General features: G+C 66.4%; 15 protein-coding genes and 1 other RNA gene. 8 read left to right on the top strand and 8 right to left on the bottom strand.

Translation table 11 applies throughout. The annotated features are described in order from the left end of the window. The first annotated feature begins 17 nt into the window (after positions 1-17). Together NQ036_RS00155 and NQ036_RS00160 are read left to right on the top strand one after the other, a co-directional pair. A complete protein-coding gene (locus tag NQ036_RS00155; protein WP_257056807.1) occupies positions 18-911 on the top strand; it encodes a Nif3-like dinuclear metal center hexameric protein in 894 nt (297 codons plus the stop codon). Next, positions 902-1,630, top strand: coding sequence for a hypothetical protein (locus NQ036_RS00160; protein ID WP_257056808.1), 729 nt, complete (start codon positions 902-904; stop codon positions 1,628-1,630). The genes NQ036_RS00155 and NQ036_RS00160 overlap by 10 nt, the downstream gene beginning before the upstream one ends. Here NQ036_RS00160 and NQ036_RS00165 read toward each other — a convergent pair. After that, a complete protein-coding gene (locus NQ036_RS00165) occupies positions 1,620-2,381 on the bottom strand; it encodes a peroxide stress protein YaaA (protein ID WP_257056809.1) in 762 nt (253 codons plus the stop codon). The genes NQ036_RS00160 and NQ036_RS00165 overlap by 11 nt on opposite strands. 41 nt (positions 2,382-2,422) lie before the next feature. Here NQ036_RS00165 and rnpB point away from each other — a divergent pair. Continuing rightward, an RNA gene (gene rnpB, locus NQ036_RS00170) (RNase P RNA component class A) lies at positions 2,423-2,811 on the top strand. A gap of 48 nt (positions 2,812-2,859) precedes the next feature. Here rnpB and NQ036_RS00175 read toward each other — a convergent pair. From NQ036_RS00175 to map, 3 genes are read right to left on the bottom strand one after another with little or no spacing between them, the layout of a single operon-like run. After that, positions 2,860-3,327, bottom strand: coding sequence for an NAD(P)H-dependent oxidoreductase (locus tag NQ036_RS00175; RefSeq protein ID WP_257046769.1), 468 nt, complete (start codon positions 3,325-3,327; stop codon positions 2,860-2,862). 38 nt (positions 3,328-3,365) lie between these two features. After that, complete coding sequence (ppgK, locus tag NQ036_RS00180) at positions 3,366-4,211, bottom strand: polyphosphate--glucose phosphotransferase (RefSeq protein WP_257046768.1); 846 nt, start codon at positions 4,209-4,211, stop codon at positions 3,366-3,368. A gap of 23 nt (positions 4,212-4,234) precedes the next feature. Next, complete coding sequence (gene map, locus NQ036_RS00185) at positions 4,235-5,134, bottom strand: type I methionyl aminopeptidase (protein ID WP_257046767.1); 900 nt, start codon at positions 5,132-5,134, stop codon at positions 4,235-4,237. 63 nt (positions 5,135-5,197) lie between these two features. Here map and NQ036_RS00190 point away from each other — a divergent pair, with 63 nt between their 5' ends. The 4 genes from NQ036_RS00190 to NQ036_RS00205 all read left to right on the top strand — a co-directional run bounded on the left by NQ036_RS00190 (position 5,198) and on the right by NQ036_RS00205 (position 10,600). Then, a complete protein-coding gene (locus NQ036_RS00190; RefSeq protein ID WP_257046766.1) occupies positions 5,198-5,953 on the top strand; it encodes a FadR/GntR family transcriptional regulator in 756 nt (251 codons plus the stop codon). Positions 5,954-6,025: 72 nt separating this feature from the next. Further along, positions 6,026-6,229, top strand: a complete 204-nt coding sequence (locus NQ036_RS00195; protein WP_257046765.1) for a hypothetical protein — start codon at positions 6,026-6,028, stop codon at positions 6,227-6,229. 5 nt (positions 6,230-6,234) lie between these two features. Further along, complete coding sequence (locus NQ036_RS00200) at positions 6,235-7,572, top strand: glutamine synthetase family protein (protein WP_257046921.1); 1,338 nt, start codon at positions 6,235-6,237, stop codon at positions 7,570-7,572. Positions 7,573-7,579: 7 nt separating this feature from the next. Further along, positions 7,580-10,600 (top strand): bifunctional [glutamine synthetase] adenylyltransferase/[glutamine synthetase]-adenylyl-L-tyrosine phosphorylase, encoded by a 3,021-nt coding sequence (locus tag NQ036_RS00205; RefSeq protein ID WP_257046764.1) that lies wholly within the window; start codon positions 7,580-7,582, stop codon positions 10,598-10,600. Between the two features lie 129 nt (positions 10,601-10,729). On the opposite strand, the gene glnA is transcribed toward NQ036_RS00205, so the two are convergent. Next, the gene (glnA, locus tag NQ036_RS00210) at positions 10,730-12,154 is read right to left on the bottom strand and encodes a type I glutamate--ammonia ligase (protein ID WP_257056810.1); all 1,425 of its coding nucleotides are present in this window, start codon (positions 12,152-12,154) and stop codon (positions 10,730-10,732) included. Positions 12,155-12,361: 207 nt separating this feature from the next. Between glnA and NQ036_RS00215 the strand changes: the two genes are divergently transcribed. Beyond that, entirely contained in the window at positions 12,362-12,802 is a 441-nt protein-coding gene (locus NQ036_RS00215; RefSeq protein WP_257046762.1) for an RDD family protein, read from the top strand. A gap of 111 nt (positions 12,803-12,913) precedes the next feature. On the opposite strand, the gene NQ036_RS00220 is transcribed toward NQ036_RS00215, so the two are convergent. The 3 genes from NQ036_RS00220 to lipB are packed head-to-tail and all read right to left on the bottom strand — an operon-like array spanning position 12,914 to position 15,401. Then, positions 12,914-13,648: a DUF4191 domain-containing protein gene (locus NQ036_RS00220; protein WP_257046761.1), complete on the bottom strand. Its 735-nt coding sequence runs from the start codon at positions 13,646-13,648 to the stop codon at positions 12,914-12,916. A 29-nt stretch (positions 13,649-13,677) separates the two neighbouring features. After that, positions 13,678-14,724 (bottom strand): lipoyl synthase, encoded by a 1,047-nt coding sequence (gene lipA, locus NQ036_RS00225; protein WP_257056811.1) that lies wholly within the window; start codon positions 14,722-14,724, stop codon positions 13,678-13,680. 38 nt (positions 14,725-14,762) lie between these two features. Continuing rightward, positions 14,763-15,401, bottom strand: a complete 639-nt coding sequence (gene lipB, locus NQ036_RS00230; protein ID WP_257046759.1) for a lipoyl(octanoyl) transferase LipB — start codon at positions 15,399-15,401, stop codon at positions 14,763-14,765. Positions 15,402-15,515 lie beyond the last annotated feature (114 nt).

Below are 15,515 nucleotides of genomic sequence, written 5' to 3' on the forward strand. Positions count from 1 at the left end.
CCAGTAGAGTTGATCCTATGACCGCACGTGTATCCGATGTCATGGCAGCAGCAGAGTCCCTCTGGCCGGCGGCCTGGGCCGAACCCTGGGACACGGTGGGCCTGGCCGTGGGCGATCCCGACGCCGAGGTCTCCACCATCCTGGCCGCACTCGATGCCACCGACGCCGTCGTCGACCAGGCGATCGGGATCGGCGCCCAATTCCTGTTCACCCACCACCCCCTGCTGCTGCGCGGGGTCACCTCGGTGGCGGCGGACACCCTCAAGGGTGGGGCCGTGACCCGGCTCATCCGCGCGGGGATCGCGCAGTTCAACGCCCACACCAATGCCGATTCCGCACCCGGGGGAGTCACCGATGTGTTGTGCGATGCGATCGGACTGGGACAGCGCGCCCCACTGGTTCCCCAGAACGTTCCAGGAGTGGGCATCGGACGTGTCGGCACCCTGGCCACCGCCTGCACGGTCGAAGAGCTGGCCCGTCGGCTGGCAGCATCCGTTCCCGCCACTGCCACCGGAATCCGCATCGCCGGAGACCCCACCGCCCGCATCGAACGGGTTGCGGTGCTCGGCGGGGCGGGGGACTCCGAATTCGATGCGGTCCGCCGGGCTCGGGCGCAGGTCTACATCACCTCCGATCTGCGCCACCACCCTGCCACCGAGGCCATCGACACGGGCCACCGCACCGGGGCCGGTCCGCAATTGATCGATATCGCCCACTTCGCAGCGGAATCCCCGTGGATCACCACCGCCGCACACCAGCTCACCTCCGTTTTGGCCCAGGCCGGGCACCGGGTGCGCCTCGCGGTATCCCACGTCAACACCGACCCCTGGACCATGCGCATCGCGCAGGCCGGTGCACCGGCTGCGGAATCGAATACGAACACGGAACGAGGAAGCATCACATGGCTTTGACCACCTGGACGGCAGACCCCGCCGCAGCCGCAGAACTCATCGCACACCTCAGGGAGTCCCGCCGGGAGACCCATCGCAGGGCCCAGACGGAGCTCGTGGCCGAACTGACCGAACTGGCCGCCCGGCACCGGGAACTGGCCGTCCGGAGCGGGGAACTCACGACCGCGTTGGAGGACAAGCACAGACAACAGCGTGAAACGGCGGCCAGGACCGCTGACCAGCAGAGCAAGATCTCCGCGATGGAGGCCCGGCTGAACGCAGGCGAGGGCATGACCTCGCGGGACCTGGTGGCGCTGCAGGGCGACATCGACTCCGCCAAGGCGGCTCTGGCGAAGCTGGAGGACGCGGAACTCGAGCTGCTCGAATCGATCGAGGAGCTCCAAGGGGACGTCGCCGGGCTCAAACAGGAGTCTGCCGGAATCGCCGCGCAGGGCAAGGAGAAGCAGGCACTGCGCAAACAGGTGGAAGCCGAGATCGCCACCCGGCTGGCCGAACTGGAAACGGCCACCGCCCAGGACCTGGCGCACATGGGCCCCGCCGCAGACCCGGTCAGGGCGGACCTGGACGCCGGTGGCCCGGGCCTCATGCCCTGCGACGCCGGCGCCTGCGGCAACTGCGGCGATGCCCTGGCCGGGGCGGACCTGGCCGAGTTCAAGGCCCTGCAACCGGGCACCGTGTTCAGCTGCCCCGACTGCGAGGTCCCCCTGCTCAGGCAGTGAGGATGATCGCCAGCTCCGCCGGCTTCCTGGGGCCGGCGGCCGTCAGCTCGACCGTGAAGGCCTCGCCCGCGGCCCCGGCCAGTTCCTGCGGAGAGTCCGGGTCCGAGCCGGTGCGCTCGAGCAGGTGCCGGGCCAGCAGGCCGCGGGTGTGTTTGGCATTGTGGCTGACCACGCTGCGTTTGCCGGCCCGCTCGGTGTAGACATTGACCACCACCGTGTGGGCCGGATCGCCCGGCCAGGACTTCCGGTAGTCGCCCGAGCGGCAGTCGACGACGAGTTCATCGGCGAAACGGGCATCGAGCACAGGGGTCAGGCGCTTCTTCCACCAGGTCGAGAGCACGCCGGTTTCGGGCAATCTGACCTTCATCGCCAGTCGGTAGGCGGGGATGAGGTCGCCGGCTGCCACGATTCCGAACAGCCCCGATGACACATACAGCGAACCCAGCCTGTGCTGGGCCGTGGTGGTCAGGGTCGGTGCATCGAGGGCTGCGAACAGCACCCCGGTGTAGGTCTGGAGTGCGGGGGCGCAGGGGATCCGGGTCAATTCCAGATTGCGCGCCACCTCGCCGGACAGGGTAGGTCCGACCCCCAGGATCTGCAGGGAGTCCGGGGCGGCCGAGGTCTGCTGCAGGGCCTCGAGGACCTCGAGCCGGGCGGCGGTGAGTTCGGGGAAGGCCAGGTCCTCGAGGTTGAGTGCGGGTCCGGTGGAGGCGGGGGTCTTGCCCTCGGAGGGCGGCAGCAGAATGATCACAGTCCAACCCTACCCAGGTAGGGGAGTAGACTTGGGCGCGGACAGGTCGTCGAACGGTCGCGTCGACACGCCCGGAAGGGTGCGTCGCCGAGGAACGTCCGGGCTCCACAGAGCACGGTGGTGGGTAACGCCCACCCGGGGTGACCCGCGGGATAGTGCCACAGAGAACAGACCGCCCCTGCTCCACCATTGGTGAGGCGGGGGTAAGGGTGAAACGGCGGTGTAAGAGACCACCGGGGACCCAGGTGACTGGGTCTGCCAGGTAAACCCCACCGGGAGCAAGATCAGACAGATGGTTCGGGCTGCTCGTCATGCCATCGGGTAGATCGCTCGAGGCCGTCGGCAACGGCGGTCCTAGATAGATGACCGTTGATTGGGATCCGGGTAACCGGCCCATGCACAGAACCCGGCTTATAGGCGGCCTGTCCACCCTCACCAGGGAAAACGCTAGATTAGGGCGCGTTTCGTCACCGAATCGTCACAGCGCACTGGCCAGGACGGTCGCCGTCATCTCCTGGACCCGGTCGAGCTGCTCGGTCTGCACCTCGCCTGTCCACACGACCGGCTCGTGGACCAAAGACCACCCCAGGCCCGTGGTGATGGCCTCCATCGCCCGCTGCGCGCCCGTCGTGTCGTAGCCGCCGTGGATCCAATACGAGAACGGCCTGCCCGCCGTGGGCTCGCGCACCTGGTCGTAGACGGTGTCGAAGAAGTGCTTGAGCGCGCCGCTGATATAACCGAAGTTCGCGGTCGTGCCGAGCACATAGGCATCGGCGGCCAGGACCTGGTCGATGTCCGGTTCGAGCGCTGCGGTCTCCACGAGTTCGAGCTGCCCGTCGCTGACCAGGTCGTGCAGATCATCGAGCCGGAGGGCCGCCAGGGCGGCATCGGCGATCCGCCTGGTCGCGGGAGTGGGCGAGTGATGGATGAGGAGTACGCGTGTCATCCCTTCACGCTAACGCACAAGCGCCACCCCGGGGCGGATCAGCGGGATTTCTTGCCACGCAGTCGCTTGGGCACCCCCGCCTTGGGCTTGCCACCGTGGGCGGCGAAGAGAGCGGCGCCTACGATACCCGCCTCATTGCGCAACTGGGCGGGTATCAGGGCAGCATTGGTATGGATGAGCGGGAGGAATTCCGCATGCCGTTTCGACACCCCACCGCCGACGATGAAGGCATCGGGGTTGAGGATCTTCTCCAGCTCCGCATAGTACCGTTGCAGGCGCTCGGCCCAAGCCGGGAAGTCCAGTCCTTCCCGCACTGCCACTGACCGTGCGGCCACGGCCTCGGCCTCGGCCCCGTCGAGTTCGATATGGCCCAGTTCGCTGAACGGGAAGAGCCGGCCGGCGGTGAACAGTGCAGTGCCGATCCCGGTGCCCAGCGTGGTGATGACGACGGTGCCCCGTCTGAAGCGCCGACCGGCCCCATAGGCCATCTCCGCCAGTCCAGCGGCATCGGCGTCGTTGAGCACATGGGCACAGCCGGTCAGCCGGCCTGCCAGCTCGCCCAAGTGTGCGCCGATCCAGGAGGGGTCCAGATTGGGTGCATAGCCGACCACACCCTCTTTGACGACCCCGGGGAAGGCGGTGCCGGCCGGCAGTCGGTCCAGCCGCGGCGCCCTGTCCGTACCGTACTCGGCCACCGTCTGCGACTGCAGGTCCGCCAGGGCCGCACGCAGGGATTGCTCCACCGCCGCCGGCGTCGCCGGCTGTGGCGTATCCACTCTGGCCCGTTTGCCGACCAGGCGCCCGCGTGCCACGTCGACCAGCCCGGCCTTGATGCCGGTGCCGCCGATGTCGATGCCGATGGCGAGATTTCCGTGAGTGGGCATGCTCGGGGTCCTTTACGTCGAGGCTATTTCCAGAAGTCGGTGAGCTCGTCTGCGAATTCGCCGGTGGGCAGGGTGAGGATCTCCGGACCGTCCTCGGTCACAACCAGGGTGTGTTCGAACTGGGCGGAGGGGAGCAGATCGGCGGTCACCACTGTCCAGTCGTCGTCCCATTGCCGCCAGTCGGCGGTCCCCAGGTTCAGCATCGGCTCGACTGTGAACACCGTGCCCGGCTCGATCACCTCGGCATGGGCCGGTGCGGCATCGTAGTGGGGGACCACCAGGCCGGAGTGGAAGTCCCTGCCGACTCCATGACCCGTGAAGTCGCGCACCACGCCGTAACCGAAGCGCTTGGCGTATTTCTCGATGACGCGGCCGATGACGTTGACCTGCCGACCGGGACGCACCGCCTTGATCCCGCGCATGGTCGCCTCGTAGGTGTGTGCGACCAGGTCCTTGACCTCCGGGGCCACTGTGCCGACGCCGAAGGTGAAGTTGGTGTCCCCGTGTACGCCGTCCTTGAAGACGGTGACGTCGAGGTTGAGGATGTCCCCGTCGGATAGCACCGTGGAGTCGGGAATGCCGTGGCAGATGACTTCGTTGACGGATGTGCAGATGGACTTGGGGAATCCTCTGTATCCCAGGCACGAGGGATATCCGCCCATATCGCAGATGTACTCATGGGCGATCCGGTCCAGTTCGTCGGTTGTCACGCCGGGGGCGATGGCACGTCCGGCCAAGGCGATCGCGTTGGCGGCGATGGCTCCGGCGGAGCGGATATGCTCGATTTCCTCCGGTGTGTGTTTATCACCGGTGCGCCCTTCACGCGGCTCTGGCCGGCCCACGTACTCGGGGCGGTCGATGGAGGTGGGAACTCTCCGGTGCGGGCTCAGGGTGCCTTTTTCAACGTGGGTGTTCTTTGCCATGATAGGAATCAGTCTAGACGTCCGAACAATCGAACAAGCGAACAATCGAACAGGTGGTCGTTTATGCAGGAACTCAAAGGGTTGGAGACAGTGGTCTCCGTGCCGACGACGGGCCAGCAGATATCCGATCACATCCTCTCGGCGATCGCCGTCGGCGCTCTACCGGTCGGTACGCCGCTGCCGAGCGAACGTGAGCTCGCACAGGCCCTGCAGGTCTCGCGCTCATCGGTGCGCGCCGGCTTGGACCGCTTGGAACGGGCCGGCTTCGTACTCCGGCGTCGCGGCAGGGGCGGGGGCACCTTTATCGCAGCGGGCGACGCGGGCGAACTGGCCGGACAGCAGGAGCACCTGGCGACCTTCCGCGCCGAACGCGAATCGCTGCTCGACGCCAGGGCGATCGTCCACGGGCGACTGGCCCATGTGGCGGCGCTGCGCCGCACGCCGGCGGACGCACACGATATCAGTGCCGCCGCCGCCCGCTATGCACAGATGGCTGATCCGATCCACGCCCGCAGCGCTGACGCGCATTTCCACCATACGATCGCCAGGGCGACCGGAAACGAGGAACTGGTCAGGATCTCAGTCGACCTGGACCGGCGGATCAACGCCGGCTTCCGACACGACCCGTTTTCGCCCGAACTGTTCGCAGCAGCCCAGCGCGACCACGCTGCGATCGCCACTGCCATCGCAGCGGGACGCGCGCAGGAAGCCGGCGTCCTGTGCGAGGAGCACTTCCGCGCTACGACGATGCAACGGGGTTCCGCCGGGGCCGAAGAGGACGCTCGTGCACTCGGGGACGACACAGTCGGCAGGCGATAGGCTAGAGGCGATACGCCAGAAGGCGGTCCACGACTCCGCCGGGTGGCGGACACGGCCGAAGAAGGAGACGAGATGGCTGAGGAGAACGGACTTCCCGGTGACGTCAAGTACTGGTTCAACGTGCGCACCGGCCAGGTCGAAGAGGGCCCGCTGAGCGGTTGGGAGAACCGCATGGGCCCGTACGATACGCGTGAAGAGGCACAGGCGGCGCTGCGCACGGCCGCCACCCGCAATCGGGATTGGGACGACGAGGACAAGGACTGGGACGGCAAATGACCGGGTTGAGTAAACAAGAGGAATTCGTCCTGCGCACGGTCGAGGACCGCGATGTGCGCTTCATCCGCCTGTGGTTCTCCGACGTCCTGGGTCGGTTGAAGTCGGTGGCGATCGTGCCGGCGGAACTCGAAGGATCCTTCGGCGAGGGCATCGGGTTCGACGGTTCGGCGGTCGAGGGCCTGTCACGCGTGTTCGAGGCGGACATGGTCCTCAAACCGGACCCCTCGACCTTCAGCCTGCTGCCGTGGCGCGGAGAGGAAGAGCCCACAGGGCGGATGTTCTGTGACATCATCTCGCCCGACGGTGGGCCCGCGATGTCGGATCCGCGCAATGTCCTCAAGCGGACGATGGACCGTGCCGCTGCCCTGGGCTTCACGTTCTACGTCCACCCGGAGATCGAGTTCTACCTGTTTCAGTCGGGGGAGCTGAACGGCGGACTGCCCATTCCCGTGGACTCCGCCGGCTATTTCGACCACGTCAACGGCGGCACGGCCAATGACTTCCGCCGCACCGCGGTGCAGACCCTGGAGGCCATGGGGATCTCCGTCGAGTTCTCCCATCACGAGGCGGGACCTGGCCAGAACGAGATCGACCTGCGCTACGCCGACTCCCTGACCATGGCCGACAACGTCATGACCTTCCGCGCGATGGTCAAGGAGGTGGCGGCCGCCCAGGGCGTGTACGCGTCCTTCATGCCCAAGCCCCTGGCCGACCAGCCCGGCAACGGCATGCACACGCACGTCTCCCTGTTCGAGGGCGAGGAGAACGCCTTCTACAGCCCATCGGGGGACTATCAGCTCTCGACCACGGGACGCCAGTTCGTCGCGGGCCTGCTGCGCCATGCCCCGGAGATCTCCGCCGTGACCAATCAGTACGTCAACTCCTATAAGCGCTTGTGGACCGGGCACGAGGCCCCGTCCTACATCTGTTGGGGCCACCGCAACCGTTCGGCCCTGATCCGGGTACCGCAGTACAAATCGGGGAAGTCGTCCTCTGCCCGGATCGAGTTCCGCGGGCTGGATTCCTCAGCCAACCCCTATCTGGCGTATTCGCTCATCCTGGCTGCGGGCCTCAAGGGCATCGAGGAGGGCTACGAACTGCCCCCGGAGGCCGAAGACGATGTGTGGCTGCTCTCCGACGGGGAACGCCGGGCACTGGGCATCGAGGCCATGCCGGCCTCGTTGAACGAGGCGATCATCGCGATGGAGAACAGCGAATTGGTCGCGCAGACCCTGGGCGAGGAGGTCTTCGACTACTTCCTGCGCAATAAGCGCAAGGACTGGGAGGACTACCGCGCGCAGGTCACCCAATTCGAACTGAGCCGCGACTTCAGTTCCCTGTGAGCAGCTGATGCCGCAGACGCGACGGTCCCAGCCGACGGGCCGGCCGGGCAAATCGGGCCGGCCCCAGGCCAGTTTCCGCTATCCCCGCTTCCTCACCGAGGCCGCGCAGTTGCTGGACCGACCTGCGCTGTCCGCCGCTGCCGCCACGGCACTGGCGCGTTCGGTGGCCGACCCCGACGCCGCCGGTCTGGCGGTTATCCGTGTGGCCGAGGCCGTGGCAACTCATCCGGATGCCTCTGGATTGGCCGACCTGCTGGCCACGTCACAGGTCCTGCGTCGGGTCATCGCCCTGGGTGGGTATTCCGAGGCGTGCATCGACTTCATTATCCGGCATCCGCAGTCCCTGCGAATGCTGGCCCTGCCGGAACCGGGGTCCACCACCTGCCTGCTGGGAACCTCTGCGGCGGCGCAGCCGGCCCTGCGCGCGCACCTGTTCGACGCCGTCGGAGCGGACCCGGAGGCACCTGCGCCAGTGGCCATGGTGCGCGGGGAGGAAGGCCGGACCGCACTGCGCGTGGCCTACCGGGAACTGCTGATCCGGCTGACCGCCGATGATCTGCTCGCACAGTGTCCCACTGATGTGGTCGCCGAGGTTTGCCGGATCCTGGCGGACATGGCCGCCTCGGCGATCGATGCGGCACTGGCGGTGGCACGGGCGGAATTGGATCCGGATGCCCGAGTCCGCTTGGCCGTCATCGGAATGGGCAAGTGCGGCGCACGCGAATTGAACTACGTCTCCGATGTCGATGTCGTCTACTGTGCGGAGCCTGCGGCCGAACGCGAACTGGCCACTGCACTGGCCAACCGCGTCGCCGAGCTCATCGACCGGCCGGCCGCGGAGCCCGCACTGTGGGAACTCGATGCGGCACTGCGTCCGGAGGGCAAGGCCGGCCCGCTGGTCCGGCCCCTCGAGGAATTCCGCTCCTACTATGAGCGAACCGCTGAGAACTGGGAGTTCCAGGCCCTGCTCAAGGCCCGTCCGATCGCCGGCGACGTCGCGCTGGGGCACGAGTGGTTCGAGGCGTTCAATCCGCTGGTGTGGACGGCGGCGGCCCGTCCGGGCTTCATCGACGGGGTACGCGCCATGCGGCGGCGCGTCGTCGATCTGATCCCGGCCAACGAGGCCGCCCGCCAGCTCAAACTGGGCAGCGGCGGACTGCGCGACGTGGAATTCTCAGCCCAGCTGCTGCAATTGGTCCACGGGCGCGAGGAGCAGGAGATCCGTGTTACGGCGACCCTCGACGTGATCCCGCGGCTGGCTGGATTGGGCTATATCGGGGCCGATGACGGCCGCGATCTGGCCGCGGCGTATCGGTTCATGCGGGTCGTCGAACACCGTCTGCAGATCCCCCGGATGCAGCGCACGGCTTTGTTGCCGGATGATCCGGGCCGACTGCGGACCCTGGCCAGGGCCGTCTACGCCGATGGGGACCGAAGCGCCGAGCGCCTGGCGGCCGAGCGGACTGTCCACTCCCGCCGAGTGCGGGTCCTACACCAGCAGATCTTCTACCGGCCCATTCTGCAGGCCGCCGCGGGAGCCGACTCCATCGTGCGGATGTCCGATTCGGCCGCCCGCGACCGCCTGGCCGCCTTCGGCTACAAGGATCCGAAGTCCGCGCTGCTGCACATCGGCCGCCTGGCCCAGGGCACCGGGCGCAGCGCACACGTGCAGAAGCAGGTGTTGCCGGCCCTCCTGGACTGGTTCGCCGACGGCGTGGATCCGGATGCGGCTCTGCTGTCCTTCCGCCGCCTGTCCGAGTCATTGTCCGGTTCGACCTGGTATCTCAAGATGCTGCGCGACTCGGGTGTGGCGGCCAGGGCAATGGCCCGTGTCCTGTCGCTTTCGGCGTATGCTACGGAACTCCTGTTGAAGAATCCCTCGGCGGTGGCCTGGCTCGAAGAGCCACTGACGCTGGCCGTGCGCAGCGATCTGCGGGCCGAGACGGCGGGCCTGCTGCGCCGGCACGGCGCAGAATCGATTCCGGCTATCAGAGGCCTGTACGGGCGCGAACTGTTGCGCTGTGCGCTGGCCGATGTGCTCGAAGTCGGGGACCGAACGGAGATTCCGGCCCGGCTCGCGCAGATCGTCGATGCCACGATAGCGGCTGGCTGCCAGGCCATGCGCCTGGCCATGGACACCCCGGAAACGCCCGCCTACGAGTTCGCGGTCATCGCGATGGGCCGGCTGGGCGGTGCGGAGGTCGGCTATTCCTCCGATGCGGATGTGATGTTCGTCTACCGTCCGGCAGGCGATCTGGACGACGACGCCAGGAGCCGTCTGGCCACTCACGTTAAGAAGCTCGCCCTGCGCCTGATCCACGAGCTGGGCCAGGCGGGCGCCGCCCCGGCCGTCGAGCTGGACGCGGATCTGCGGCCGGAGGGCAAGAACGGACCGCTGGTGCGCACCCTGGAGAGCTACCGGGCGTACTACGGCAAGTGGTCGGAGCCCTGGGAGGCTCAGGCCCTGCTGCGGGCGCGTCCGATCGCCGGCGATCAGAGTCTGGCTGCGGACTATCTCGAACTCATCGAGCCGCTGCGCTACCCGGCAGTCGTCCCCGAGAGCTCTTTGCGCCAGATGCGCAGGCTCAAGGCGCGGATGGAGGCCGAGCGCTTGCCGCGCGGGGCCGATATCCGCAGGCATTTGAAGTTGGGCCACGGGGGACTATCGGACGTAGAGTGGACGGTTCAGCTGTTGCAGCTGGTCCACGGGCACGGGGAAGCGGCCCTGCACACCACCTCGACCCTGCCGGCCTTGCACGCTGAGGTGGCACTGGGCGTAATCGGTGGGGAAGACGCACAGGTTCTCGAGGAGGCCTGGTTGGCGGCCACCCAGATCCGCTGTGCAGCGGTGCTCTTCCGCGGGCGCATCGCAGATTCCCTGCCGGCCCGGCCGGAGGACCTGGAAGCGGTTGCACGGCTGATGGGTTACGGCCCTGGTCTGTGGCAGGAGTTCCAGGACGACTATCTGCGTGCGGCACGGCACGCCAGGAAGGTGGTCGAGCGGCTGTTCTTCGGCTATGAGGAGTGACGCGAGTCGAGATCCGAAGCGCGGTGCCAGGGCAGCGTGCGTTCCACCCACAGAGAACGATAAGGGCTGTGGCCCGCAACCGAAGCGGTTGCGGGCCACAGCCCTTATCGTTGAGCCGGTCTGATCGGATCAGACGGTGTAGTACAGCTCGAACTCGGCCGGAGTCGGGCGCAGGCGCACGACGTCGAGTTCGTTCTCACGCTTGTACTTGACCCACGTTTCGATCAGATCGGGCGTGAAGACATTGCCGGCGGTGAGGAACTCGTGGTCGGCCTCGAGTTCGGCCAGGGCATCCTCGAGGGAGTTCGGGGTGAGCTTGATGTCGCCCAGTTCCTCCGGGGGCAGTTCGTAGAGGTCCTTGTCGATCGGCTCCGGCGGCTCGATGCGGTTCTTGATGCCGTCGAGGCCGGCCATCAGCTGGGCGGCGAAGGCCAGGTAGGGGTTCGACGAGGGATCGGGCACGCGGAACTCCAGGCGCTTGGCCTTGGGCGACGAGCCGGTGACCGGGATGCGGATGGCGGCCGAGCGGTTGCGTGCCGAGTAGACCAGGTTGACCGGTGCCTCGTATCCGGGAACCAGACGACGGTAGGAGTTGATCGTCGGGTTCGTGAAGGCCAGCACGGCGCCGGCGTGTTCGATCAGGCCGCCGATGTACCAGCGGGCCAGATCGGAGAGGTTGGCGTAGCCGTTCTCGTCGAAGAACAGCGGCTTGCCGTCCTTCCACAGCGACTGGTGGCAGTGCATGCCGGAGCCGTTGTCACCGTACATGGGCTTGGGCATGAAGGTCGCGGTCTTCTCGAATTCGTTCGAGACGTTCTTCACGACGTACTTGAAGTCCAGCAGCTGGTCGGCGGCCTTCTGCAGGCTGTCGAACTTGTAGTTGATCTCCTGCTGGCCGGCTGTGCCTACTTCGTGGTGGGCGCGTTCGACGGAGAAGCCGATCTCCTTGAGCGTCAGTGAGATAGCATCGCGGATGTCGGCGAAGTGATCGGAGGGGGAGACGGGGAAGTAGCCGCCCTTGATGGGGGTCTTGTAGCCCAGGTTGTGGCCGCCCTCTTCGGCGCCGGTGTTCCAGGCCGCTTCGACGGAGTCGATCTTGTAGAAGGCGCCGCCGGGCTGGCTGTCGTAACGGATCGAGTCGAACAGGTAGAACTCGGCCTCAGCGCCGAAGAAGACCGTGTCGGCGATCCCGGTGGACTTCAGGTAGGCCTCGGCCTTGGCTGCGACCTGGCGGGGATCGCGGGAGTAGGGCTCGTCGGTGAAGGGATCGACGATCGAGTGCGTGACGACCAAGGTCTTGGCCTCGCGGAACGGGTCGATGAAGGCCGAGGTGACATCGGCCAGCAGCTTCATGTCCGATTCGTTGATCGACTGGAAGCCGCGGATGGACGAGCCGTCGAAGAGCAGGCCCTCTTCGATTTCGTCCTCGCCGTAGGCCTCAGCCGGCATGTTGAAGTGCTGTACGGTGCCCGGCAGGTCGCAGAAGCGGACGTCGACGAACTCGACGTTCTCTGCCTTCAGATAGGCGACGAGTTCAGAGGCTGATGTAAACAAGCTCACTCCCAGTGTCAATCGATACGCGATACATATGAATTACCGCGTTGCTCTGACCACTTTAGCCAGATGCCGTAACCGCTGAGTGTCCCGAATGTTTCGGAGATGTTTCAGCGACCACTCCTTCATCCTATGCGGTGCAGCCCTGCAATGTGGCGAAGGCCTCCGGATGCGGTCGGGAATCGTCTCAGGCGATACCCTGGTGGGGTGATCGACAGAGATGATATCGGCTCCTGGCTCAACGGCCCCGACCTCTCCATGCGCCCGGGCGACTGGCCCGGCAAACGCCTGGGTCTGCCGCAGGAGGGCCCGGGCTCGGTTGCCCCACACTGGAAGAGGTTCCTGTCCCTGTGCATCGACTGGGGCCTGTGCCTGCTCATCTCCACCGCGTTCTTCCACGGGGACTCCTGGGTGACGCTGGGGCTGTTCCTGGTGGAGAACTGGGTGCTGCAGTCCACCCTGGGGTACACGATCGGTCAGCGGGTGCTGCGGGTGCGGCTGCTGGGCCCTGGCGGGACTCGCCGCAATCCGGGCTGGATCCTGGTGCGGGTTGTCTTGCTGGCTCTGGTCATCCCGGCAGTCGTCTACAACGGCGATCGTCGCGGTTTGCACGACTTGGCGGCGAACGTCACCGTGGTCAGAATGTGACCGATGTCCTCCGCATTCGGATGGAGGGGACGACGAAGACGATGAAACAGGGCCCCTGTTCACCACACGGAGTGTGGATGGAACAGGGGCCCCGTTTCGTGCTGCGAGGTATCAGCGACCACGCATGGCGCGGCGGTCCGGGCGCGCCCGGCTGGGGTCGATGCCCTTGGGGATCGGAGCCCGCTTCGAAATGGTGCCCAGTGCGGTCAGGCGCTTGCGAATGACCAGGACCTCCGACTTGTTGAGCTTCCGCGGGATCTTGTAGACCTCCTTGGTCAGCCGATTCATCGGGATCTGTCCCTCGCCCTCGCCACCGAGCAGGGTGTTGACCGGAACACCGGGGAGCACCCGCTCATGGCGCTTGCGTTCTTTGTCCACCAGCTTGGCCACACGGCCGGCGGGGCCCTCGCCCACCAGGACGACGCCGCCGCGGCCGGTGGCGCGGTAGACGAGGTCGCGTGTCTTGGGGTCGACTGCCACTGGCTCGTCGTCGGCCAGCCAGGACTTGCGCACCGTGTTGAGGACCGCACCGTAGGCGCCGGGCTTGCCACGCATCTCCTCGAACGCCGCGGTTTCGGCGAAGCGGCCCAGGATGAAGGTGGCACCGAGTACGCCGACCATCAGGCCGAGGATGATCCACAGCCAGATGGGCGGTAGGAGCAGGCCGACCAAGGCGCCGAGGGCGCCACCGCCGAGCACTGCGGCGGCCAGGATCCACGGCAGGGCCTTGTAGTGCTTGGCCGCCAGCTTGTAGACCTGCTTCATCTGGGCGATCCGGCCCGGATTGTTCGGATCTTTCGGCTTGCGCTTGAAGCGTTTGGGCTTCGGTTCGTTCGAAGTAGACATGGACTCGTTTCTTGACAGTTGCGGACTGCTCAGTATTTTACCTCTTCGCCCGCGCCGAAGGTATCGACCACCGCCTGGGCCTCCTGCCTGGCCGGGGATTCGGAGTCACGGTCGAGGTGGGCCAGGTGGGCCGGAATCGGGCGCCCCTTGCTGCGCATGGCCTGCGCCCACAACTGCCCCGCCCGGTATGAGGAGCGGACCAGCGGTCCCGACATGACCCCCAGGAAGCCGATTTCTTCGGCTGCATCGCGCAATGCGACGAAGTCCTGTGGTTTGACCCACCTGTCGATCGGATGATGGCGCGGTGACGGGCGCAGATACTGGGTAATCGTCAGCAGGTCGCAGCCGGCGGCGTGGAGGTCCTGCATGGCTGCGACGACTTCGTCGTTGGTCTCTCCCATGCCGAGGATCAGGTTCGATTTCGTCACCAGGCCGGCCGCGCGGGCCTTTGTCAACACGGACAGCGAACGGTCATAGCGGAAGCCGGGGCGAATACGTTTGAAGATGCGGGGGACCGTCTCGACATTGTGGGCCAGGACCTCGGGGCGGGAGGAGAAGACTTCAGCGAGCTGGTCGTCGTCCGAGTTGAAATCGGGGATGAGCAGCTCGACGCCGGTGCCCTGTCCGTCGGCGGTGTCCAGCCCGTGGATGAGGCGAACCGTCTCGGCGTAGAGCCAGGCCCCACCATCGGCCAGATCATCACGGGCCACGCCGGTGATCGTCGAATACCGCAGGCCCATGGTGGCGACCGATTCGGCGACCCGGCGCGGTTCGTCGGCGTCGAAGTCGGCGGGCTTGCCCGTGTCGATCTGGCAGAAGTCACAGCGTCGGGTGCACTGTTCGCCGCCGATGAGGAAAGTCGCCTCGCGATCCTCCCAACATTCGAAGATGTTCGGGCACCCGGCCTCTTCGCATACCGTATGCAGCCCGGACGTGCGCACCAGGGATTTCAATTCGGAGAATTCGGGGCCGATATGGGCCTTCGCCTTGATCCAGTCGGGTTTGGACTCGATCGGGGTCTCCGAATTCCTGGCTTCGACGCGCAGTAATCTGCGTCCCTCGGGTGCGATTGTCACGTGCTGGTCCTTCCTGTGTGGGGTCAGGCTGTGTGGGGTCAGGCGGTGATATGGCGATTCAGAAGTGCGATGGCCTCATCGGCGAGTGCGGCGGGAGTGACCTCCCTGTGAAGCTCGCGGCTGATGGAGGTCACCCCGGCGTCGACTATTCCGCAGGGGACGATGTTGTCGAATCCGGAGAAGGAATTGGAGCAGTTAATGGCGACGCCGTGCATGGTCACGCCGTCGTGGATGCGAATGCCAATCGCGGCGATTTTGCGTTCGGGACCGGTGGCATCGGCCTCCAGCCAGACTCCGGCACGCCCGTCCACGCGTCCGGCTTCGATTCCCAGGCCGGCGAGCAGTTCGATGACGGCATCCTCGATTTGGCTGACGTAGAGGCGAACGTCCTTGGCGTCGTTGAGTCGGTATACCGGGTAGAGGACCAGCTGGCCGGGTCCGTGCCAGGTAATCTTGCCTCCGCGGTCGATGTCGATGACCTCTGTGCCGTCGAGGGGGCGCTCGTGGGGCTCGGTACGCTTGCCCGCCGTGTAGACGGCCTCGTGTTCGAGTGCCAGGAGCGTGGAGTCCCGTGTGCCGGCGACGACCTCGTCATGGTAGGCGTTCTGAATGCCCAGGGCGTAACGGTAATCGACGAGTTCGGGGGCGAAGCCGAGTTTTTCAACGGTGAGGACCATGGCACCACCCTATGTCCCGCCGGGTGCTGTGGGCAAAGACACCCGGCGACGGGCGCTGGGAACCGACGGGAGGAGTGATTCAACCGGTGTCGGGCTATTTCTGGTGGAGAGCGT

This window comes from Brevibacterium sp. 91QC2O2, assembly GCF_024580695.1.
GTDB lineage: Bacteria > Actinomycetota > Actinomycetes > Actinomycetales > Brevibacteriaceae > Brevibacterium > Brevibacterium moorei.

Bases quoted from the DNA above. Each gene is read 5' to 3' on its own strand.
- NQ036_RS00155 (WP_257056807.1), top strand. From the start codon at position 18: ATGACCGCACGTGTATCCGATGTCATGGCAGCAGCAGAGTCCCTCTGG.
- NQ036_RS00160 (WP_257056808.1), top strand. From the start codon at position 902: ATGGCTTTGACCACCTGGACGGCAGACCCCGCCGCAGCCGCAGAACTC.
- NQ036_RS00175 (WP_257046769.1), bottom strand. From the start codon at position 3,327: ATGACACGCGTACTCCTCATCCATCACTCGCCCACTCCCGCGACCAGG.
- ppgK (WP_257046768.1), bottom strand. From the start codon at position 4,211: ATGCCCACTCACGGAAATCTCGCCATCGGCATCGACATCGGCGGCACC.
- map (WP_257046767.1), bottom strand. From the start codon at position 5,134: ATGGCAAAGAACACCCACGTTGAAAAAGGCACCCTGAGCCCGCACCGG.
- NQ036_RS00190 (WP_257046766.1), top strand. From the start codon at position 5,198: ATGCAGGAACTCAAAGGGTTGGAGACAGTGGTCTCCGTGCCGACGACG.
- NQ036_RS00195 (WP_257046765.1), top strand. From the start codon at position 6,026: ATGGCTGAGGAGAACGGACTTCCCGGTGACGTCAAGTACTGGTTCAAC.
- NQ036_RS00205 (WP_257046764.1), top strand. From the start codon at position 7,580: ATGCCGCAGACGCGACGGTCCCAGCCGACGGGCCGGCCGGGCAAATCG.
- NQ036_RS00220 (WP_257046761.1), bottom strand. From the start codon at position 13,648: ATGTCTACTTCGAACGAACCGAAGCCCAAACGCTTCAAGCGCAAGCCG.
- lipB (WP_257046759.1), bottom strand. From the start codon at position 15,401: ATGGTCCTCACCGTTGAAAAACTCGGCTTCGCCCCCGAACTCGTCGAT.